14 protein-coding genes are annotated in these 20,922 nt (G+C 60.8%); 9 read left to right on the top strand and 5 right to left on the bottom strand.

The features are described from left to right. Positions 1-5: 5 nt before the first annotated feature. Positions 6-2,336, top strand: coding sequence for a 5-methyltetrahydropteroyltriglutamate--homocysteine S-methyltransferase (gene metE / locus L7A20_RS07015; protein ID WP_237222906.1), 2,331 nt, complete (start codon positions 6-8; stop codon positions 2,334-2,336). 109 nt (positions 2,337-2,445) lie between these two features. On the opposite strand, the gene L7A20_RS07010 is transcribed toward metE, so the two are convergent. Both L7A20_RS07010 and L7A20_RS07005 read right to left on the bottom strand, forming a co-directional pair. Beyond that, entirely contained in the window at positions 2,446-3,963 is a 1,518-nt protein-coding gene (locus L7A20_RS07010; protein WP_237222905.1) for an MDR family MFS transporter, read from the bottom strand. A 170-nt stretch (positions 3,964-4,133) separates the two neighbouring features. Next, positions 4,134-4,979 (bottom strand): ChaB family protein, encoded by an 846-nt coding sequence (locus L7A20_RS07005; protein ID WP_237222904.1) that lies wholly within the window; start codon positions 4,977-4,979, stop codon positions 4,134-4,136. A 153-nt stretch (positions 4,980-5,132) separates the two neighbouring features. Here L7A20_RS07005 and vapB point away from each other — a divergent pair, with 153 nt between their 5' ends. The 3 genes from vapB (at position 5,133) to L7A20_RS06990 (ending at position 7,826) form a co-directional block, all read left to right on the top strand. Then, positions 5,133-5,369 carry a type II toxin-antitoxin system VapB family antitoxin gene (vapB, locus tag L7A20_RS07000; RefSeq protein ID WP_237196682.1) on the top strand — a complete coding sequence of 79 codons (237 nt, stop codon included), beginning with the start codon at positions 5,133-5,135 and terminating at the stop codon, positions 5,367-5,369. Then, positions 5,369-5,770, top strand: coding sequence for a type II toxin-antitoxin system tRNA(fMet)-specific endonuclease VapC (gene vapC, locus L7A20_RS06995; protein WP_237205445.1), 402 nt, complete (start codon positions 5,369-5,371; stop codon positions 5,768-5,770). Before vapB ends, vapC begins: the two co-directional genes overlap by 1 nt. A 79-nt stretch (positions 5,771-5,849) precedes the next feature. Continuing rightward, complete coding sequence (locus L7A20_RS06990) at positions 5,850-7,826, top strand: M13 family metallopeptidase (RefSeq protein WP_237222903.1); 1,977 nt, start codon at positions 5,850-5,852, stop codon at positions 7,824-7,826. A 245-nt stretch (positions 7,827-8,071) separates the two neighbouring features. Here the strand turns inward: L7A20_RS06990 and L7A20_RS06985 are convergent, their stop codons facing one another. Beyond that, positions 8,072-9,256 (bottom strand): tyramine oxidase subunit B, encoded by a 1,185-nt coding sequence (locus tag L7A20_RS06985; RefSeq protein ID WP_237222902.1) that lies wholly within the window; start codon positions 9,254-9,256, stop codon positions 8,072-8,074. A 262-nt stretch (positions 9,257-9,518) separates the two neighbouring features. On the opposite strand from L7A20_RS06985, the gene L7A20_RS06980 reads away from it, so the two are divergent. Further along, the gene (locus L7A20_RS06980; RefSeq protein ID WP_237222901.1) at positions 9,519-9,944 is read left to right on the top strand and encodes a low molecular weight phosphatase family protein; all 426 of its coding nucleotides are present in this window, start codon (positions 9,519-9,521) and stop codon (positions 9,942-9,944) included. A 4-nt stretch (positions 9,945-9,948) separates the two neighbouring features. Here the strand turns inward: L7A20_RS06980 and L7A20_RS06975 are convergent, their stop codons facing one another. Further along, on the bottom strand, positions 9,949-10,506 hold the full coding sequence (locus L7A20_RS06975; RefSeq protein ID WP_237222900.1) for a DUF4870 domain-containing protein: 558 nt from the start codon (positions 10,504-10,506) through the stop codon (positions 9,949-9,951). Between the two features lie 223 nt (positions 10,507-10,729). Between L7A20_RS06975 and L7A20_RS06970 the strand changes: the two genes are divergently transcribed. The 3 genes from L7A20_RS06970 to nadE all read left to right on the top strand — a co-directional run bounded on the left by L7A20_RS06970 (position 10,730) and on the right by nadE (position 19,636). Further along, complete coding sequence (locus L7A20_RS06970) at positions 10,730-14,617, top strand: S8 family serine peptidase (protein ID WP_237222899.1); 3,888 nt, start codon at positions 10,730-10,732, stop codon at positions 14,615-14,617. A 221-nt stretch (positions 14,618-14,838) separates the two neighbouring features. After that, on the top strand, positions 14,839-18,717 hold the full coding sequence (locus tag L7A20_RS06965; RefSeq protein ID WP_237222898.1) for a S8 family serine peptidase: 3,879 nt from the start codon (positions 14,839-14,841) through the stop codon (positions 18,715-18,717). 94 nt (positions 18,718-18,811) lie between these two features. Next, entirely contained in the window at positions 18,812-19,636 is an 825-nt protein-coding gene (nadE, locus tag L7A20_RS06960; RefSeq protein WP_237222897.1) for an ammonia-dependent NAD(+) synthetase, read from the top strand. On the opposite strand, the gene L7A20_RS06955 is transcribed toward nadE, so the two are convergent. Then, positions 19,605-20,342, bottom strand: a complete 738-nt coding sequence (locus L7A20_RS06955; protein ID WP_237222896.1) for a phosphatase PAP2 family protein — start codon at positions 20,340-20,342, stop codon at positions 19,605-19,607. The two genes, nadE and L7A20_RS06955, sit on opposite strands and share 32 nt — an antisense overlap. 106 nt (positions 20,343-20,448) lie before the next feature. On the opposite strand from L7A20_RS06955, the gene L7A20_RS06950 reads away from it, so the two are divergent. Then, positions 20,449-20,904 carry a carboxymuconolactone decarboxylase family protein gene (locus L7A20_RS06950; RefSeq protein WP_237186266.1) on the top strand — a complete coding sequence of 152 codons (456 nt, stop codon included), beginning with the start codon at positions 20,449-20,451 and terminating at the stop codon, positions 20,902-20,904. Positions 20,905-20,922 lie beyond the last annotated feature (18 nt).

Below are 20,922 nucleotides of genomic sequence, written 5' to 3'. Positions count from 1 at the left end.
CCACCATGACCACCACTTTCCCCACTGCAACCATCACCGGCTACCCCCGCATCGGCGCCCGCCGCGAGCTCAAGCGCGCTGTTGAAGCCTACTGGGCAGGTAAAACTGACCAGACTGAGCTGAAGCAGGTTGCCCATCAGATCCAGCAACAGGCCTACCGCACCCTGACCGAGCGCGGTCTGACCGGCGACTACGCTATTCCCGCTGACTTCTCTTTCTATGACCAGGTGCTCGATACCACCCGCCTCTTTACTGCCCTGCCCTCCCGCTTCGAATCGGTACGCGACGACCGTGGCCTGATTGACCTGGACGGCTACTTCGCGCTGGCCCGCGGCACCGAGCAACTGCCCCCGCTGGAGCTGACCAAGTGGTTCGATACCAACTACCACTACCTGGTGCCAGAAATCGGCCCGGCCACCGGCTTTACCCTCAACACTGAAGCTCTCGACGACCTACTGGCAGCCGCTGAGGCGGCGGGGACGTCCTCCCGCCCCAGCATCACCGGCCCCCTCACCTACCTGCTCCTGGCAAAAGCTGAGGACGGCGCCCCCGCCGACTTCGCGCCCCTCGACCGTCTAGTAGACCTGCTGCCCCTCTACCGGGATCTGCTCGCCCACCTGGCTGGCCGCGGTGTGCGCTGGGTTCAGTTCAACGAGCCCGCCCTGGGTGCGGACCAGCCCGTCACCGAAACCGACCTAGCAAAGCTCATCGAGGGAACCTATGGGGAGCTGACAGCCCTCACTGACCGCCCTGCCCTGCTGGTCACTAGCCCCTACGGCAACCTGGCCGGCCTGCTGGAACCCCTGGCCGCTTCGGGCGTAGAGGCCCTGCACCTTGACCTGGTATCTACCGGCTATGATCAGGACGCCCTCGCCCGCCTCTTCGGCGGCGATTCGGCTCCCCTGCTGGTGGCAGGTGTGGTGAACGGCCGCAATATCTGGCGCAACGACCTGGAAGCCTCCCTCCACACCCTGCAGGCGGTGGGGGCGGCGTCCGTCTCAACCTCGACCTCCCTGCAGCACGTGCCCTACGACCTTGACCTGGAAACCGGGCTCGACCAGAAGCTCACCAGCTGGCTGGCCTTTGCCCACCAGAAGGTCAGCGAAGTTGCCCTGCTCGCTCGGGGGCTCGCTGAGGGGCCCGAGGCTATCGCCTCCGAGGTTGAGCAGGCCAAGGCAGCACTGGCAGCGCGCGCCCAGTCCAGCGGAGTCAACGACCCCTGCATCCGCGAGCGCACCCTCTCCATTACCCCCGAGAACTACGAGCGCGCGTCCGCTCAGGTGCGTCAGCAGGCCCAGGAGGATCTGAACCTGCCCCTGCTGCCGACCACCACCATCGGGTCTTTCCCGCAGACCGGCCATATTCGCTCCCTGCGGGCGGACTACCGCAAGGGTGCGCTGACCAGGGACGAGCTCGATGCCCATCTGCGGGAGGAGATTCGCTGTGTCATCGACTTCCAGGAGCGTCTGGGGCTAGACGTCCTGGTACACGGTGAGGCTGAGCGTAACGACATGGTGCAGTATTTTGCTGAGAACTTCGACGGGTTTGCCCCAACCGAGCACGGCTGGGTGCAGTCCTACGGTTCGCGCTGTACCCGCCCCTCGATTCTATGGGGCGATGTGAAGCGCAGCGGTGCAGGTACCCGCGGTGAGGCCTTTACCGTGCCGTGGATTAGCTTCGCGCAGCAGCAGACCGATAAGCCGGTCAAGGGTATGCTCACCGGCCCGGTCACGATTCTGGCCTGGTCGTTTGTGCGCGATGATCAGCCTCTGGCGGCGACCGCGACCCAGGTTGCGCTGGCGTTGGCTGATGAGATTGCTGACCTTGAGGCCGCGGGTACCCGCATTATTCAGGTGGACGAACCCGCCCTGCGCGAGCTGCTCCCCCTGCGCGCCGAGGATCAGGCGGCCTACCTGGACTGGTCGGTGGGTGCCTTCCGCCTGGCGACCTCGCAGGTTGCTGACTCCACCCAGATTCACACCCACCTCTGTTACTCAGAGTTCAATGAAATCTTCGGTGCGATTGATGCTCTCAACGCCGATGTCACCTCGATTGAGGCGGCGCGCTCCCGCCTGGAGCTGCTGGCCGATGTGCCTGAGAGCTTCGATCGTGGCATCGGGCCCGGCGTCTGGGACATTCACTCCCCGCGTGTACCCTCGGCTGATGAGGTAGAGGCGCTTCTGACGACCGCGCTAGAGCACATTCCTGCCCGCCAGCTCTGGGTCAACCCCGACTGCGGCCTGAAGACCCGCGCCTACAAGGAGACCAAGGCTTCCATCGAGTCCCTGGTTGCCGCAACCGAGGCGGTACGGGCCAGCTTGACGGTGGCACTCTAGGCCCCCGGGGTTAGAGGGTCAGCAGAAGGACGCCGCCTCCCGCTCTACCTGCCACCTGACAGGAGGGTGGGTGGCGGCGTCCTTGCATCCGTGAAGCGCAGGTGCGACCCTAGTGGGCCATGGGGGCGCTTCCGGCAGCCTGCTTGCCGGCGGGCAGAAGCAGGGCTACCACGATAGAGCCCAGTGACATGAAGGCTGCTACCAGGAAGGCCAGGTGCACACCGGCCATGTAGGCCTCTACGCCGGTGCCGCCGTGGGCAGCCGACCCGATACCCAGCAGAGCCACGAAAAGGGCGGTTGCTGCGGCACCGGATACCTGCTGGAAGGTGGTCATAGCCGAGGAACCGAAAGCGTGTAGTTCGTGATCAAGAGAGCCCAGCCCCAGGGACATCATGGGGGTGTTAACCAGCGGCAGGGCGAAAGTCATGAGCATGTAGGTACCCACCAGGTACCAGACGGGAGTCTGGGTGCTGAAGGTACTCATTAGCCAGATGGAGGCGCTAAAGAGCAGGGCACCGGGGATGACCAGGGTGCGGGCGCCGAAGCGGTCTGACAGGCGACCGACGACGGGGCTCAGCACCGCCATGAGCACGCCACCGGGTAGCAGCATCAGGCCGGTTTGCAGGGCGCTCATGCCCAGGACGTTTGCGGCGTAGAGGGGAATCATAATTGCGGTACCTAGCATGACGCCGATGCCCAGGGAGGTCATGATGACGGTCAGGGTGAAGGGGCGGGCACGGAAAATGCGCAGGTCCATGAAGGGGCCGCGGTCTTGCAGCTGAATCTGACGACGCACGAACACGGCCAGCAGGGCAACCGAGACAGCCACGATAACCCAGGGGTTGACGGGCAGGTGAGCGCCGCCGTGGGAGGAGCCCCCACCCATAGATGACAGGCCCAAGACCAGGCCGCCGAAGCCCAGGGTGGAAAGCACGATGGAGAAGATGTCGAGTTTCTGTGAGGTGCCTTCGGGCTTCTCAGCAGGTGCCAGACGCAGACCGATCAGCAGAGCGATAATGCCGATGGGCAGAATCAGCCAGAAGAGCCAGCGCCAGCCAGCGGCATTCAGAATGATGCCTGAAACAGTCGGGCCGGCTGCGGGAGCAGCTGAGATAACCATGCCGATGATGCCCATAGCCTGACCGATTTTGCTGGGGGCAACCAGGCGCATCATGGTGGTCATGAGCAGGGGGATCATCACGCCGGTACCGCCAGCCTGGAGCACACGCCCGACCAGCAGCAGGGCAATACCGGGGGCGGTAGCTGCCACCAGGGTGCCGACGGAGAAGAGCGCCATGGCTGCGACAAAGACGGTGCGAATGGAGTAGCGGGAGATGATGAAACCAGAAGCCGGAGTCACCACGGCCATGGTCAGCATGAAGCCGGTGGAGGTCCACTGGGCGGTCGAGGCGCTGATGTTCAGGTCTGCCATGATGTCGGGCAGAGCTACGCCCAGCAGAGTTTCATTCAGAATCAGCACGAAGGCCGCAATCACCATGATAGCCAGGAGCAGGAACTCGTGGCGCTCTAGTTTATGGGCGACGGGCATTGATGCGGTGTGCGCTGCAGGTTCGGTGACCGGGTGCGCTCCAGTTTCGGGGTGAGAGTGTGTTTGCGTAGAAGACATAGGCGTTAAGCCTACTCTTTGCGGTGCGCTCGCGTAATAGCTAGTTGCTCACAGACCCAGGTCACATAGGGTTTTTGTAGACGAGTAACCGTGCCGCATGGGAGCCATACAGGGGGCACTAGGTGGGGACCAGATTGCTCTGGTCCCCTGTGGTAGTTTCTGGAGGTTTCCTACTGAGCGGCGCGTACCGCGATCAGCAGATCACCCTTATTCATGGACGAGCGGCCCGGCACCTCAAGCTGCTTGGCTAGCTCGTAGAGCTCGGCGCGGGTGAGCTCCGCCAGGGGGCGCACCTCTGCAACTAGGAAGGTCTGGTCGTCGTCCTGCAGGTCAGGGGCGGACGCCGCATCCTCCTGGGCAGGCGCCTCGGCCAGGGGTTCGGTGGTCAGGTCTTCGTCGAAGTCAGCAGGGTCGGCGCTGGCGAAGGTTTCCTCGTAGAGCTCTTCGGCTTCTTCGGGCTCGTCGGCTTCTTCGGGAGCCAGTCCCTCATCTTCTCCAACCTCGGTTACGGCATCGGGAACATCCAGTTCTGGGGCTTCCTGGCCGCCCTCAAACGCTTCAAGGTCGCCGGGCTCCAGGCTCTCAGCATCAAGGATCTCTTCGTAGCCGGCAGCTTCCTCCGGGCTCTCAGCTGTCTCAGCCAGAATCAGCTCAGCCTCCCGCTGGGCCGCGCTCTTAGTACCCTTCTTGGTTTTCTTCTTTGAGTCCTTCTTCTCTGCCTTCTTCGGCTCACTCTTCTTGGGCTCAGTTTTCTTAGCCTTCTGGGACTTCTTAGTCTCGACCTTCTTCGAGTCCTTCTTGTCAGACTTCTTCTCTGCCTTTACCTTCGCGGCGATTTTTTCGTATTTCTTACCCACCAGCTCGTACTTCTTCTCAAGCTTCTTCTGGGCCTTCTTGCGGGCTTTCTTCTCGTCGCCGTGCTTGTCTAGGGCCTTGGCATAGGCCTTCACGTAGCGCTTCTGTGCCTTGTCGCTGGAGCGCTTAAGTTCCTTGCTGAGTTCTGGTTTCTTGCCCATGGTTCACCTTCCACTTATCAGTGTTCTTACTGTCTAAGCGTAGTCCCGGTCACGCGCCACCCCAAGCGCGGCACGGCTTGGTTACGCCCACCCATGCCCTGTTCACCCCGTCAATATAGGTATACATTTAATGTATATAGCAGGAGGTTTCTAATGACTCAGTCAACAGTTTTTATGAACAATAGAACCCAGGCAGTTCGCCTGCCCGCACATATGCGTTTTAGCGAAAACGTCAAAAAAGTCAACGTACGCAAAGTGGGTCTGGAGCGCATCATAGCCCCGGAAGGAGCAGTATGGGACAGCTTCTTCGCCCCGGATGCCCCCGCCGTAACGGATGATTTTATGAGCTCCCGCGATGGCGGAAGCCAACCTGAGCGCGAGGACTTCTAATGCTGACCTATATGCTCGACACCAATATCGTGATCTATGTGATGAAACGGCGCCCACCCGAAATTCTCGATACTTTCAACCAAAACGCTAGCCGCTTGTGCGTCAGCAGTATTACAGCAGCCGAACTGTTTTTTGGCGCAGCAAAAAGCGCTAAGCCTGAGCAAAATTTGCGCGTAGTTGAGGATTTTTTATCACGACTCACCGTGCTGCCCTACGACATGGACGCCGCAGCTCAGTTTGGTGACATCAAGGCTACGCTGCAAAAGACAGGTCGCATCATCGGCGAGAACGATCTTCACATCGCAGCCCACGCACGGAGCCGTGGACTGGTGGTGGTCACGAATAACGAGCGGGAATTCGAACGGGTTGAGGCGCTACGCGTGGTGAACTGGGTGAGCTAGAGCCCCTCTCCCTCACGCTCTGAGCCGAACCCGCGCACGGCACCTGACGGGTGGCGTCCGCACCCCTAAACTAGGTGATATGACTAACTCAGGTATCGACACTAGCTTCCTTGACCCCGCGACCAGCCCCGCCGACGACTTCTTCCGTCACGTCAACGGCACCTGGTACGACGCCCACGTCATCCCCGCCGACCGCTCGCGCGACGGCGGCATGTACTTTCTCCGCGACGCCGCCGAGGAGCACGTGCGCGAAATCGTCGAGAAGTTCGCCGCCGAGCAGCCGTCCTCACGCATTGGCGCCCTCTACTCGTCCTTCATGAACACCGAGAAAATTGAGGCGGACGCCGCCGCCCCGCTGCTCGCCGAGGTGCAGCCGGTGCTGGACGCGGCTACCTCCGATGATTTTGTGCAGGTCATGGCGGAGCTCGACCGCCAGGGCCACGGTGGACCCTTCGGCTGGTACACCAGCATCGACGCGAAGAACCCCGAGAAGTACGTGCTCTACCTGGCGCAGACCGGCCTGGGTCTGCCCGATGAGTCCTACTACCGCGACGAGAAGTACGCCGAACTGCGCGAGGCCTACGTCGCCCACATTGAGCGCATGTTTGAGCTGACCGGCCTGGCCGAAAACTTCGGTCTTGAACCGGCGGACGCCGCCCGCGCCGTCTTCGCCCACGAGACCGAAATTGCCTCCCACCACTGGGATAACGTACGTACCCGCGACGCCGACCAGCGCTACAACCCGGTCGACGCTGCAGAGCTAGACGAGAAGTTCCCCGGTTTCCCCTTCACCACCTGGCTGGCAGGCATGGGCATTTCCACCGAAAAGGCCGGTACCGTTGTGGTCAACCAGCCCTCCTACTTTGAGGCAGCCGCCCAGATGTGGGCCACCGCCCCCCTCTTTATCTGGAAGCTCTGGTACATCTGGCACATGGCCCACTCCCGTGCCCCCTACCTCAACCAGGCCATCGTTGAAGAGAACTTTGACTTCTACGGCCGCACCCTCTCGGGCTCCGAAGAGCTGCGTGACCGCTGGAAGCGCGGCGTCGGCCTGGTCGAAGGCTCCCTGGGTGAAGAACTGGGCAAGGAGTACGTGGCGATTCACTTCCCGCCCACCCACAAGGCCAAAATGATGGAACTGGTAGACGACCTGCTCGAAGCCTACCGCCGCTCCATCACCGACCTAGACTGGATGACCGACGAGACCCGCGCCCGTGCCCTCGAGAAGCTCAGCAAGTTCGTCACCAAGATCGGCTACCCCGACAAGTGGCGCGACTACTCTGCCCTCGAACTCACCGACGACCTCTTCGAGAACCTGCGCCGCTCCGGCGTCTTCGAGCACGAGTTCCAAATCAACCGCATCAACGAGCCCGTTGACAAGACCGAGTGGCTCATGACCCCGCAGACCGTCAACGCCTACTACATGCCCCCGGCTAACGAAATCGTCTTCCCCGCCGCAATTCTGCAGGCTCCCTACTTCGACGTGGACGCGGACGCCGCCGTCAACTACGGCGCTATCGGCGGCGTCATTGGCCACGAGATCGGCCACGGTTTTGACGACCAGGGCTCCAAGTACGACGGCACCGGTGCACTGAACAACTGGTGGACGGACGCCGACCGCGAAGAATTCACCGCCCGCACCAAGGCCCTGGTGGAGCAGTACAACGGCTACACCCCCACCGGCCTCGACCCCGAGAAGTTCACCGTCAACGGCGAGCTGACCCTGGGCGAAAACATCGGTGACCTGGGCGGCCTCTCCATCGCGCTCAAGGCCTACCAGATTTACCTGGAACGACAGGGTCTCACCCTCGAGACCGCCCCCGTCATCGACGGTCTGACCGCCACCCAGCGCGTCTTTATCTCCTGGGCCCAGGGCTGGCGCATGAAGACCCGCCCGCAGACCGCCGAGATGTTCCTGGCCATCGACCCGCACTCCCCCGAGGAGTTCCGCGTCAACGGCGTGGTCCGCAACATCGACGAGTTCTACACCGCATTCGACGTACAGCCTGAGAACGCCCTCTACCTGGCACCGGAGGAGCGCGTGCGTATCTGGTAGAAGAAGCTATATAAAGTGCGGGGGACGGGCGTGCTTCCGCCTGCTGACCCTCTCGCAGCTCGCCCTGGGGGGCTCGCAGCGATTCACGCCCCGCCTGACGGCGGATTCCGTTCGCTCTCGTGTGCTGGCGCACCCGCTCACTCCATCCCGCCAGCAGGCTTCCAGCACGCCCGTCCCCCGCACCCCCGCTTAACTAAAAGGACGCCGGTGAACTACTCACCGGCGTCCTTTTGCGTACCCGAGCGTTAGGACATGGCGGGGACGTCCCAGAGGTTCAGCACGGTGCCGATGCCCTTACGGACGGCGTTGCGGTAGACCACGGTGCCCCAGGCGACGTCCTCGATGGGCATGCCGCCGACGGAGTAGACGGTGATTTTTTCTTCGTCGTCCTCGGGGGCGGGGTGGTTGAGGGCTTCGCCCATGTCGCGCAGTTCTTCAGGGGCCATGAGGCCGTTGTGGATGCGGTCGTTGAACTTGCAACCGATGATGGATACGTAGTTGTGGGACTTGCCGGGTTCGGTTTCTTCGGCCCAGGCGTCGTACATACCGGCGTTGTCGACGAGTTTACGCACGTCAGGTTCGAACATACCCTCGTCGAGGTTGCAGGCGGCGGGCATGGCGAAGAAGGCACCGGGCTTGACCCATTCGCGGCGGACGGTGGGGTAGGTTTCGGGGTCGCCCACGTGGATTGAGGTGCAGAAGGTGACGATGTCTGAGTCGCACACGACTTCTTCGAGTTCTTCAACGGCGATGACGTTCATGCCGGGGTAGGTTTCTTCGGCCCAGCTGATGAAGGTATCGATGCCTTTTTGGGAGCGGCCGAGTACTTTGATGGTGTCGACGGTGGGGCGGGCTTCGATGAGGGCTGCGACGGTTGCTTTGGCGATGACGCCGGGGCCCAGCAGGCCGAGCACCTTGGCGTTCTTGGGGGCGAAGCGGCGGGCGCCGACGCCGGAGGCGCAGCCGGTGCGGTAGGCCGAGAGCAGGTTGGCGCTCATGTAGGCCAGGGGGGCGCCGGAGGTCGCGTCGTTGAGGGTGAGCATGAGAATGGAGCGGGGTAGGCCAATCTCGCGGTTGTCGATGTTAGAAGCGTAGGTTTTGACGCCCATGGTGCGGAAGGAGCCGCCCAGGTAGGCGGGCATGGCGACGTAGCGGCGGTCGGGGCCGTCGGCGGGCATGCCTTCGTGGGCGGGGTTGACGGGGAACTGTACCTTAGCGCCGTGGGATTCGCCGTTGTGGCCGGCCATGCGGTAGTCGCCGCGGGCGTGCAGGGCCAGGGCTTCTTCCATGGCATCGGTGCAGGCGGCGACGTCTTCTACGCCCGCTGCAATCATGTCGGCTTCTGAGAGGTAGCGGAAGTCGATGCGGGGGAAGACGGGGTTGAGTTCGGGGTCAACGGCTGCGTTGAGGTAGGCGTCGTGTGAAGTCAAGCGGGGGATCTCCAACTGTGAGTGTTAAAAGTTCAGACGAATCAACATAACACTTTTGCCGGGTGCAGATAAATGAGTTTTTGGGCATACCTGGCAGGTGGTAGGGCCCTGTTCCGCGTGCTTTCGCTGTAGAGCGGCTCAGTCTGCTAGACAGGTCGTTGAAGAATTCATGCGATGTTAAGCAAGAGGCGGTAAGGTCGTCTCTGTACGCGTCTCACCAGGGTGGGTAGTAGCCCACCCGCACCAGTCCCGAGGAGGCCCCGTGAACCCCACCCCCAGCGTCCTTTTTATTTGCCAGTCCAACAAGGGTAAGTCGCAGATGGCTGAGGCCCTCATGAACCTTCATGCGCAAGGACGCGTGCGCGCGACGTCCGCGGGTACCAAGGCTGCGGTGGGTAGTGCGGTGAACGCTGAGTCGGCCGCTTCGCTGGCCGAAATTGGGGCAGATATGAGCGCAGGTACCCCCAAGTTCGCGTCGGCCGAAGATCTAGCTGCCGCGGACCGCATTGTTATTGTGGGGGCTGCTGCCCAGCTTGAAACCGATGCCCCTGAGATCCTGGCTAAGACTGAGCGTTGGGAAACGGTAGAACCTTCTCACCAGGGTATTGAGGGTGCAGAGCGTATGGCCCTGATTCGCGACGATATTGATAGCCGCGTCAGGGCCCTGCTCGACGAACTCACCCGCTAAGGCTTTATTTCAGCACGGTGAGGGTCATAGGGTAGGTGAAAACCTCACCGTTATTGGCCTTCACCGCTGCAAGAATATGCACGACAATCAGGGCTACCCACACTGCAACGAAGACAATCCAGGTAACCAGCCCCGCTATCCCAAAAGTCACGATAGTAAGTACCAAGGCGGCAATATTCACTAGCCAGAGGGTGAAATTGAAGTTGAAGGCGCCCGCAGCGGCCACGCGTACAAAGGCGTACCCCGGCTTGTCCTTGTAGATAGCCCAGAAGATCAGGGGCCCCACAAAGCTCGCGAAAGATGCGGTCAGTATCAGGCCCAGCAGGCCCGAGAGATGGGCAAACATGGCCATACTCTTGGCATCAGCAGGAATAAGGTTGCCGTAAGCATCATAGGTCGGGGAAGCAACATTGGAACCCTGCCCATAACCGTGCTGGCCACTGTAGGGTTGTCCCGGGGCGCCAGGTTGCTGGTATGCGGGGCCAGGCTGACCAACGGGGCCCTGCCCCGGCCCGCTCTGATTGCCGTAGTTGCCGTAGGGGTTGTGATTCTGTTCAGTCATGGTAGTACGCCTTTGCTTGTCTCCACTGTGCTATCTAGCTTATCTATTCGACCGTCTTCGCCAGGGCATGGCACCCCATAAGCATATGTATTTCTGTGTTACGCCAGCGCTTCAAAATCACGTTGTTTTTGCAAAACACTTGACACAGAACCCCCACAGACTGCTTATTAGATAGTGACATACACCACTCATGTATGCAGAACATGCACACCTAAGGAATCCCATGAAAGAATCCTCCTTCCACAAGAAAGCAGCTCAGGGTAGCGCTGCAGCCTTGCTGGGCCTGGCTCTTTCCCTGCCGCTTGTCGCACCCCCGGCGCAGGCATACGACAGCGATCTGGCACCCCAGTCCAGCAACACCGCAGGCAAGATCAGCGAATCCCTGGCTAATGCAGAGGGCACCGTTGAGGCCTTCGTCCAGTTCCGCGGCACCGGTGCTTTTGAGAGCACCCAGCCCCAGAACGTCCGCTCCGGCCAGCGTGAGCCTGTGAGTGCTCAAGCCCAGGTGAATGCCATTGCCCAGCGCGTTGAGTCGCAGGCCCAGCAGGTTGCCTCACAGGCCGGCGCAGAGATTATCTACACCACCCACAACACCGTACGTGGCACCGCCATCACCGGTGATGCCGAGGCTATCCGCGCCCTGGCAGAGCGTGGCGATGTGGAACGAATCTCCCGCATCATCCCCAAGGAGCGCACCACCACAGGTACAGCCCTCGATACCGAGACGGTCAATACTTGGGTACAGACCGGCAAAACCGGTAAGGACGTTACCATCGCCGTAGTCGATACGGGCATCGACTACACCCACGCCCTTTTTGGCGGCCCCGGCACGATTGATGCCTACGAAGAGGCTATCCGCATGGCTGATTTGCCTGCGGAAGACTCCGGCCTCTACGACCCTGAAAAGTTTGTTGGAGGTTACGACTTCTCGGGCGACAGCTACAACGGCATGAACCGCCCCAAGCCCGACACCAACCCCATTGACTGCTCTTTTGCAGGCCACGGAACCCACGTCGCCGGTAGCGCCGCAGGCTACGGCATCAACGCCGACGGCAGCACCTTCGAGGGCGACTACACCACCCTGCAGCCTGAAGACGTCAAGGACATGCTCATCGGCCCGGGCTCAGCCCCCGAAGCTAAACTTCTAGGCTTCCGAGTATTCGGCTGCTCCGGCTCAACCTCCCTGACCGGTCAGGCTCTCGACCGCGCCCTCGACCCCAACGGTGACGGCGATTTCTCCGACAAGGCAGACATCGTCAACCTCTCCCTGGGCACCGACTTCGGCCCGGCCGACGACCCCGAAAACGCAATGATGGACGCCCTGTACCGCAACGGCGTCCTGGCTGTCACCGCAGCCGGTAACGCCAACAACAACCAGGGCGTTGGCGACACCTACAACATCCTGGGCAACCCCGCCAATAACGTAGCTTCACTGGCGGTTGCCAACTCCGTAGGCACCTACTCCTACGGCGACGGCGCCGAAATTATCGCCCCCGAAGGCCTCGCCGGCAAGGTCGTTGGCGATTACAGCGTCAACTTTAACTACGCTGACGCCACCGAAGAGCGCCTCACCGGCGAAATTGTCATGACCACTCCCGAAAACCCCTACGCCTGCGACGCCTACCCAGAAGACGTTGATTTTGAGGGTAAGTGGGTCTTCATCGACTGGGCAGACTCCCCCACTACCTTCCCCTGCGGCTCAGCTGTGCGATTCAACAACATCGCTAAGGCTGGCGGTGCAGGCGTCGTCCTCGCCTCCCGCGTCAAGGACGAGACCACCGGTATCGCGGGCAACAACACTATCCCCGGCGTCCGCCTGACCGTGGACGATGCCGAGAAGGTGCGCGCAGCCGTGGCAGCAGGCGAGAATGTCACCATCCGCCTCAATGCAGACTGGATTGGTAACACCGTCAAGGAAACCGGCGCACTCGATACCCTGAACACCTCGACCTCCCGTGGCCAGCACGGCAGCAAGGGCTTTACCAAGCCGGACGTCGCAGCCCCCGGAACCTCCATCCGTTCAGCTGCCGCAGGTGGCGGCACCCTTCATGCCACCATGACCGGCACCTCGATGGCAGCTCCTCACGTTGCTGGTATTGCTGCGCTGGTTGCTGAGGCACACCCTGACTACGGCCCGGCCGATATCAAGGCCGCCATCATGAACACCGCTGTTCACGATCTGCGCGACGCTGAGGGCGACATCTTCACCGTGGAGCGCGTGGGCTCAGGCCGCGTAGACGCCTACAAGGCCGTCAATACTGACGTCCTGCTCTACAATGCAGACCGCAAGGAACAGGTATCCAGCAGCTTCGGCGTAGTTGAGGTTGCCCCGGGTGATACCCAGACCCTCACCCGGAGCTTCATCGTAGAGAATCGTGGCGATACCACCCGCACGTTCAAGGTCGGCTTCACCGGGAGCAACACCCTGCAGGGCGTAAGCATCTCTGCCCCCGAAACCGTCACCGTGGCCCCGGGTGCTACTGCAGGTATCCCCGTCACCGTTACTATCAACGGCTCAGAGCTGGCCAAGGACCTTGACCAGAGCACCTTAGCCACCCACTACTCGGGTGATTTGAAGACTGACATTGCCCGTCAGTACATTGCCTCCCTCTCTAGCCGCCTCACCCTGACCGACGGCGACGAGCAGCTGCGTGCCCCCGTGCAGGTAGCTCCCAAGCCCGTTGCTAATATGAGCGTCGATGGCAATATCAACTTTGAACCCTTCGAAGAAACTGCACCGGTTACCCTCAAGGGCACCGAGCTCAACCAGGGTAACTACGTCTCTGCGGTAGCAGGTTTTGAGCTGGGCTACTCAAGCCCCCGCCAGCAGACCAGCACCCTCGGTGTACCTTCTGCCCAGGCTGGCGACCTGCAGTACGTAGGTGCCAACAGCAACTACGCCTACCAGCTCTACACCGATACCACCGACCAGGACACCTACCTGAGCTTTGGTATCTCAACCTGGGCTAACTGGGAATCACTTACGCCGGCACTTACCTTCAATATCGAGGTAGACACCAACGGCGACGGCGGTGCCGAATACCTGATTGTCACCCAGCGCCTCCCCGGCGTGGATTACCCGGTAGCAGTGGTCTACGGCAGCAACGGTTGGAGCCGCAAGATCGTAGATATCGTCCCCATCAACGGTGTATGGGGTGATGTTGATACCAACATCATGGATAACAACGCCATGGTCATTCCTATCTCACTGACCAAGCTCGGCATCACCAAGGACTCCCTGAAGTCACTGCGCTACCTGGTATATACCGTAGCTGCAGGCCACGACACCCTTGTAGATACCACCGGCTGGATTTCCTACAACCCCTTTGTGCCCGATCTGGCGTTCGGCTCTGATCAGCAGATTGGCCCCGGTCTCTACGTAGACTCCCCCGATAACGAAATCACCGCCTACCGCGGCACCGACAATAAGGCCCAGGGCCTCTTCTTACACCTGCACAACGCCACCGGCGACCTGAGCGGCATCAAGAAGGGCGAGGACGGCGGACGCGCCGAAATCGTGAACGCCGGCAGCGCGGCCCCTGTCCAGGTGAATGCACCGCGTTTTACCGACGTCCAACCTGGTGATCTCTTCTATGAAGAAATTTCATGGCTAGCCCAGCGTGGCATTAGCCGCGGCTGGTCAGACGGCACCTTCCGCCCTCAGGAAGAAGTAAAACGCGATGCAATGGCAGCATTCTTCTACCGCCTCGCAGGGTCACCCCAGTACACCGCACCGACGGTCTCACCCTTTACCGATGTGCCCACCGATCATACTTTCTACAAGGAAATCACTTGGATGCACTCCATGGGTATCACCACCGGTTGGCCTGATGGTACTTACCGCCCCGATGCACCCGTCAATCGAGATGCGATGGCTGCCTTCTTCTATCGCTACGCAGGTTCACCGGACTTCACTGCTCCCGCTGAATCTCCCTTCGTTGACGTAAGCTCAGCAGATATTTTCCACAAGGAGATTCTCTGGCTACAGTCAACCGGCATCACCTATGGCTGGGAGGACGGCACCTACCGTCCATACACCCCCATCAAGCGTGATGCGATGGCAGCATTCCTCTACCGCTACGACCAGAGCGTCCTGGCTAAAAAGAGGTAAACCTGTAGCAGAAGGTTCGCACTGAGTCGGATCCTCTCACTAGCGACCCCTATACGTTCTACTGATTACCCCAGTAAAACGATAGGGGTCGCTCACTATCTGTCCAGTTAATTCCGTACACATTATGAGAAACCCCTTGACAGAGACCCACCTCACAACGGTTAGATAGATAATGACACTCACCACCCGTGGGCGTTAATACACACACCCTAAGGAAACCCATGAAGAAGAATCCTATGCGACGGAAGGCCGCACAAGGCAGTGCAGCTGCCCTGCTTGGTCTCGCGCTTTCCTTGCCTATGGCCGCTCCACCGGCCCAGGCATACGATGTAGACCTCAACCCTTCAACCCAAGCTAACGATGTCACCAGCAAAATTGGGGGCTCACTGGCAGAGGCTGAAGGCACAGTTGAGGTCTTCGTTCAGTTCCGAGGAAATGGCGCCTACGAAAGCACCCAGCCCCGCAGCGTCCTTTCTGGCGAAAGCGACCCTGTGCAGGCCCAGGCCCAGGTTGAAGCCATCGCCCAGCGTGTAGAATCCCAGACCCAGCAGGTCGCCACCCAGGCTAATGCAGAGGTCATCTACACCACCCACAACGTCCTGCGAGGAACCGCTCTGCGCGGTGATGCCGAAGAGCTCCGCGCGCTGGCCCAGCGTAGCGACGTTGTTCGCATCTCCCGCATCGTCCCCAAGGAACGCACCAACGGCGGTACCGCTATCACCACCGAGGCCCTCAACACCTGGGTACAGACCGGCAAGACCGGTAAGGACGTCACCATCGCTGTCATCGACTCCGGTGTGGACTACACCCACGCAGCGTTTGGTGGCCCCGGCACCGTTGAAGCCTACAATGAAGCTAAGGCCTCAACCGATATGCCCGCTGCAGACAGTGGCCTCTACGACCCCAAAAAGTTCGTCGGTGGCTACGACCTAGCCGGTGACGACTACCTCGGCTCTAACGCACCGAAGCCCGATAACAACCCCCTTGACTGCACCGCCAACGGCCACGGCACTCACGTGGCAGGTAGCGCTGCGGGCTTTGCCGTCAATGCAGATGGCAGCACCTTCCGCGGTGACTACACCAAGCTCACCCAGGACGATGTTCTGGGCATGAAGATTGGCCCGGGTGCAGCCCCCGAAGCTAAGGTCGTCGGCCTACGTGTCTTCGGCTGTGACGGTAGCACCAACCTCACCGGTCAAGCCCTCGACCGTGCCCTCGATCCCAACGGCGACGGCGATTTCTCCGACAAGGCAGATATCGTCAATCTCTCCCTGGGTGCTGACTTCGGCGCGGTAGATGACCCCGAAAACTACATCATTGACTCCCTCTACCGCCAGGGTGTTCTCTCGGTTATTGCAGCCGGTAACGCCAACAGCTACCAGGGCCAGGGCGATACCTACTCGATCCTGGGTACTCCCGGTAACACCATCTCAGCTCTGACCGTAGCTAACTCCATCGGAACCTACGCCTACGCTGACAAGGCCGAGATTCTCTCCCCTGCCAATATCGCTGGCCCCGTCCAGGGCGACTACAGCATCAGCTTCAACTACGCCGCAGCATCTGAAGACCAGCTCACCGGTGAAGTTGTCATGGCCCCCGAAAACAACCGCTACGGTTGTGAAGCTTTCCCCGCGGGAACCGACTTCAACGGCAAGTGGGTCTGGATTGACTGGGCCGAAGACCTCGAAGGCAACTTCCCCTGTGGCTCCGCCGTCCGCTTCAACAACATTGAGAAGGCCGGTGGCGCAGGTGTCGTCCTTGCGTCCAAGGTACTGAAGGAAACCTCAGGTATCGCCGGTAACTCAACCATCCCCGGCGTCCGCCTGACCGTAGCAGATGCCGAGAAGGCTCTGCCTGCCGCCCAGGCCGGCACCCTGCGCATCAAGCTGGATTCTGACTGGATTGGCAAGACCGTCTTTGAGACCGGCGCGCTCGACACTCTCAACTCATCAAGCGGCCGTGGCCAGTTTGGTGTAAACGGCTTCACTAAGCCCGACGTCGCTGCTCCCGGTACCTCCATCAGCTCCGCTGGTGTTGGTCTGGGCTCTGACCCGATGATTATGACCGGCACCTCAATGTCATCTCCCCACGTTGCAGGTATCGCTGCCCTTGTGCTGGAGGCCCACCAGAATTACGGCCCTGCCGAAATCAAGGCCGCCATCATGAACACCGCTAACCACGACCTGGTTACCGATGAAGGCAATGTCTACTCTGTTGAACGAGTTGGCTCGGGCCGTGTTGACGCCCTGGCTGCCGTCAACACCGACGTTCTGGTCTACAACTCCAACCGCCCCGAGCAGGTCTCAACCAGCTTCGGTGCACCCGAAGTTCCCGTAGGTGAGTCTCTGACCATCTCCCGCAACGTCACCGTTGAGAACTACTCCGACCGTGAGCGTACCTTCAAGGTAGCCCTGGCCGATAGCTCCACCGTAACCGGCGCGACCATCAGTGCCCCCAGCACCGTCACCGTTCCTGCCGGTGGCCAGGCTGAAATCACTCTCACCGCAACCCTTGACGGTTCCCAGCTCGCTAAGGACCGTGACCCTGCGGCTCTCGAAACCCATAAGGAAATTGCCCGCCAGTACCTGGCAACCGTTTCTTCACGTCTGATTCTGACCGAGGGCGATACTCAGCTGCGCGTACCTGTTCAGGTAGCTCCCAAGCCCGTTGCCGATATGAAGGTAGCTAACTCAGCTATCGAGTTCGGCCCCGGCTCAAACGCCACCGAAGTCACTCTCTCCGGCACTGAACTCAACCAGGGCGGCTACCGTTCCGCTGTTGGTGCCTTCCAGCTGGGTGTTGAAAGCTCCCGCATTCCCACCAGCTCCCTGGGCAGTGTCTCATCTCAGGTAGCTGACCTCATGTATGCAGGTGCTAACTCAACCGCCCCTGTTCTGGAAGCTCAGGGTGAAGACCCCACTACCGGCTACCTCAACATCGGTATCGCCTCTTGGGCTAACTGGGCAACCATTAACCGCACCTGGTTCTATGAAGTAGACCTCGATGTCAACGGTGACGGCCGCCCTGACTTCTACGCTATTACTACCCGCATCCCGGGTATCGACCTGCCCGTTGTGAACCTCTACAAGCAGGTCAACGGCCAGTGGTCAGTGATTGACTCACAGCCTGTCAACGGCACCTTCGGTGACGTAGACACCAACCTGATGGGCTCCAACACCCTGGTTATGCCTCTTAGCCTGGAGGCTCTGAACCTGACCTCAGCTCAGGCCCAGGCTCTGCGCTACAAGATCTACTCAGGCACCTGGTACCACAACGGTGATATCGAAAGCACTGAATGGGTCAAGTACAACCCCTACGCACCCGCTCTCTACTTCAGCAGCGAGCAGGCTGTGGGTACCTCCCTCTTCGTTGATTCACCGGCCAACACTCTGACTGCCCACCGTGCAGCAGACACCACCGATGCTCGTGCACTCTTCCTGCACATGCACAACGCCACCGGTGACCTGGCAGGCATCAAGGCAGGTGCTCGTGGTGACAAGGCTCAGGTTGTAAACGTTAGCGGTTTGAAGACCCCTAATACCAACAACCCGCGCTTCACCGACGTACCCACTGACCATGTCTTCTACAACGAGATTGCATGGCTGGCTAACCGCGGTATCACCACCGGCTGGTCCGATGGCACCTTCCGCCCCTACGAGCCCGTCAAGCGCGATCAGATGGCAGCCTTCTTCTACCGCATGGCTGGCTCACCTCAGTACACTCCGCCCGCTGTCTCCCCCTTCTCAGACGTACCGACCGATTACGTCTTCTACAAGGAGATTGCTTGGATGGCTGAGCAGGGTATCACCACCGGCTGGCCCGATGGTACCTTCCGCCCCGCTGATCCTGTGAACCGTGACCAGATGGCAGCCTTCTTCTACCGCATGGCTGGCTCACCTGAATACACCGTTCCTGCAAACAGCCCCTTCAAGGATCTTTCAGCAAGCGAGCACGTCTTCTACAAGGAGATTGCTTGGATGGCTGAGCAGGGTATCACCACCGGCTGGCCCGATGGTACCTTCCGCCCCTACGACCCGGTTAACCGCGATCAGATGGCAGCTTTCATCTACCGCTTTGACCAGAAGGTCCTTAACAAGTAATCCGCTTGTGTAAGGAAGGTTAGAAGCGCCCCGACCTCTGTTACAGAGGTCGGGGCGTCTTTCTGTCTGTAGGAGCTGGCAGTAGCATAGAGTCATGCGCGATTTACAGGCTCACATCATTGAAGAACTGGGCGTGAAGCCCTCCATCGACCCGGCTGAGGAGGTGCGCAAGCGCGTCCAATTCCTCGTGGACTACCTCAAAGCCACCGGCACCCGCGGTTTTGTGCTGGGCATTTCGGGCGGGCTGGATTCCACTCTGGCCGGACGCCTGTGCCAGCTGGCTGTGGAGCAGCTGGAACTAGAGGGTGTTGAGGCTGAGTTTATTGCCGTCCGCCTACCCTACAAGGTGCAGGCCGACGAGGACGACGCCCAGGCTGCCCTGCGCTTCATCATGCCCCAGCAGACCGTCACCTACAACATTGCAGAGGCTGTTGACGGCTTCGAGTCCGCTTTTGCTACCGCGACCGGCCGCCCCATCGCTGACTTCAACAAGGGCAACGTGAAGGCCCGTGCCCGCATGATTGCCCAGTACGCCCTGGCGGGTGAGAAGAACCTGCTGGTGGTCGGCACCGATCACGGCGCTGAGGCTGTCACCGGCTTCTTTACCAAGTTCGGTGACGGTGGAGCTGACATCATGCCCCTCTTCGGTCTGAATAAGCGCCAGAACCGGGCTCTGCTCAAGGTACTGGGCGCTGATACCCGCCTGTGGGAGAAAGTACCCACTGCCGATCTGCTCGACGGCAAGCCCGGCCGTACCGACGAGGACGAACTGGGCGTCACCTACGACCAGATTGACGACTACCTAGAAGGTAAGGACATCGACCCGGCGGCAGCAGAAAATATCGAGGGCAGGTTCCTGCGGTCGCGCCACAAGCGCACCACCCCGGTCACGATTTTTGACTCCTGGTATAAGCAGTAACCAGAACCAGGTGGACCAAGCAGGCGATGGCTAGCCCCAGGGCTAGGCCGCCTAGCACATCGCTTGCCCAGTGCACCCCCACATAGATACGGGAAAACCCGATGGTCACCGCGAGGACGCCGAGCCCTACTCCCAGGGCGCGGCGTCCTCGCTGCGTCAGGGCGGGGTAGGCGGTAAGGAAGAGGGCAGCGCAGAAGGCAGCGGTGCTGGTGGAATGCCCCGACGGGAACGAGAAGGTCAGCTCCTCAACGAGGCGGTGCGTGAGGGAGGGACGCGGGCGGTCCACAAGGTTTTTGATGAGGGTGACGGTGAGCGGGGCCAGAATCATGGTTACGCCCAGGGTCGCCAGGGGCCAGGCAGAGCGGTAGCGCCAGATGAAGAACCCCAGAGTCACCAGCACATAGATTGTCATGGGCAGGGTGTTGAAGGCCTGGGTGAGCACCGAGAAAAAGGCATCGAGCGTGCCCGTGCGCCAGGTCAGCGACGCCTGCCAGACGGCGTTATCCACGGGGTTGGTGAGGGACTGGGCGTTGACCAGCCACATTGCTATGAAAACCAGAAAGCCCGTGAGGCTGGCACGGGCCAGACGGGCCCGGAGCCCCGCCAGCTCGCCGGGGGCTGGAGCGGGCGCGGGGGCGTCCTTGGGCGCAGCGGGCGGACGGACGCGCGACCCGGCAGGGCTGGACGGTTCAGGGGTGGGGTTCACGGGTTTACCTCTTCTTGACGGGGCACCCTCTAGATTACCGGCCCTCCTCGGCTGAGGGGCAGGCTGGTGGTCAGCACAAGGAAGGTGGGGCACGTAAGCTGGTGCTATGTCTGATACACCCAAAGAGTTTTATCTCGATAAATCCGACCCGGCAGCCTGGGCAGCTTTTGGTGCCCTGAGCAAGCAGGCGGGCGAGTCAGCCCGCGCGGCGGGCCTGGACGACCAGCTCATTGAACTGGTCTGCCTGCGTATCTCGCAGATTAACGGCTGTGCCTACTGCCTGAAGGTGCACACAAAGCGAGCCATCAAGGCGGGGCTGAGCGAGAACCGTCGGGCCCTGGTGAGCGTCTGGGAGGAAAGCAGCGAATACAGCCTCACTGAAAAGGCGGCGCTCTTCCTGGCTGAAACCGTCACGAAGCTCCCCTGCCCCGAGGACCGCGACTTTGCCCGCACCTACGCCCGGGGTGTGCTCACTGATGAGCAGTACAGTGCCGTGCAGTGGCTAGCGATTTCTATGAACGCAGCTAACCGTATTTCAATTATGTCGCAGCACCCGGCCTAGCCACCCGCCCTTATTCAG

It is taken from the genome of Rothia nasimurium (genome assembly GCF_928381415.1).
GTDB lineage: Bacteria > Actinomycetota > Actinomycetes > Actinomycetales > Micrococcaceae > Rothia > Rothia nasimurium_H.
Note: the sequence above shows the minus strand (reverse complement) of the source record. Positions and strands in the feature narration are given on the sequence as shown.

What these genes read in the sequence shown, in the direction of transcription:
- metE (WP_237222906.1), top strand. Translation starts at nt 6, where the DNA reads ATGACCACCACTTTCCCCACTGCAACCATCACCGGCTACCCCCGCATC.
- L7A20_RS07010 (WP_237222905.1), bottom strand. Translation starts at nt 3,963, where the DNA reads ATGTCTTCTACGCAAACACACTCTCACCCCGAAACTGGAGCGCACCCG.
- L7A20_RS07005 (WP_237222904.1), bottom strand. Translation starts at nt 4,979, where the DNA reads ATGGGCAAGAAACCAGAACTCAGCAAGGAACTTAAGCGCTCCAGCGAC.
- vapB (WP_237196682.1), top strand. Translation starts at nt 5,133, where the DNA reads ATGACTCAGTCAACAGTTTTTATGAACAATAGAACCCAGGCAGTTCGC.
- vapC (WP_237205445.1), top strand. Translation starts at nt 5,369, where the DNA reads ATGCTGACCTATATGCTCGACACCAATATCGTGATCTATGTGATGAAA.
- L7A20_RS06990 (WP_237222903.1), top strand. Translation starts at nt 5,850, where the DNA reads ATGACTAACTCAGGTATCGACACTAGCTTCCTTGACCCCGCGACCAGC.
- L7A20_RS06975 (WP_237222900.1), bottom strand. Translation starts at nt 10,506, where the DNA reads ATGACTGAACAGAATCACAACCCCTACGGCAACTACGGCAATCAGAGC.
- L7A20_RS06970 (WP_237222899.1), top strand. Translation starts at nt 10,730, where the DNA reads ATGAAAGAATCCTCCTTCCACAAGAAAGCAGCTCAGGGTAGCGCTGCA.
- L7A20_RS06965 (WP_237222898.1), top strand. Translation starts at nt 14,839, where the DNA reads ATGAAGAAGAATCCTATGCGACGGAAGGCCGCACAAGGCAGTGCAGCT.
- nadE (WP_237222897.1), top strand. Translation starts at nt 18,812, where the DNA reads ATGCGCGATTTACAGGCTCACATCATTGAAGAACTGGGCGTGAAGCCC.
- L7A20_RS06950 (WP_237186266.1), top strand. Translation starts at nt 20,449, where the DNA reads ATGTCTGATACACCCAAAGAGTTTTATCTCGATAAATCCGACCCGGCA.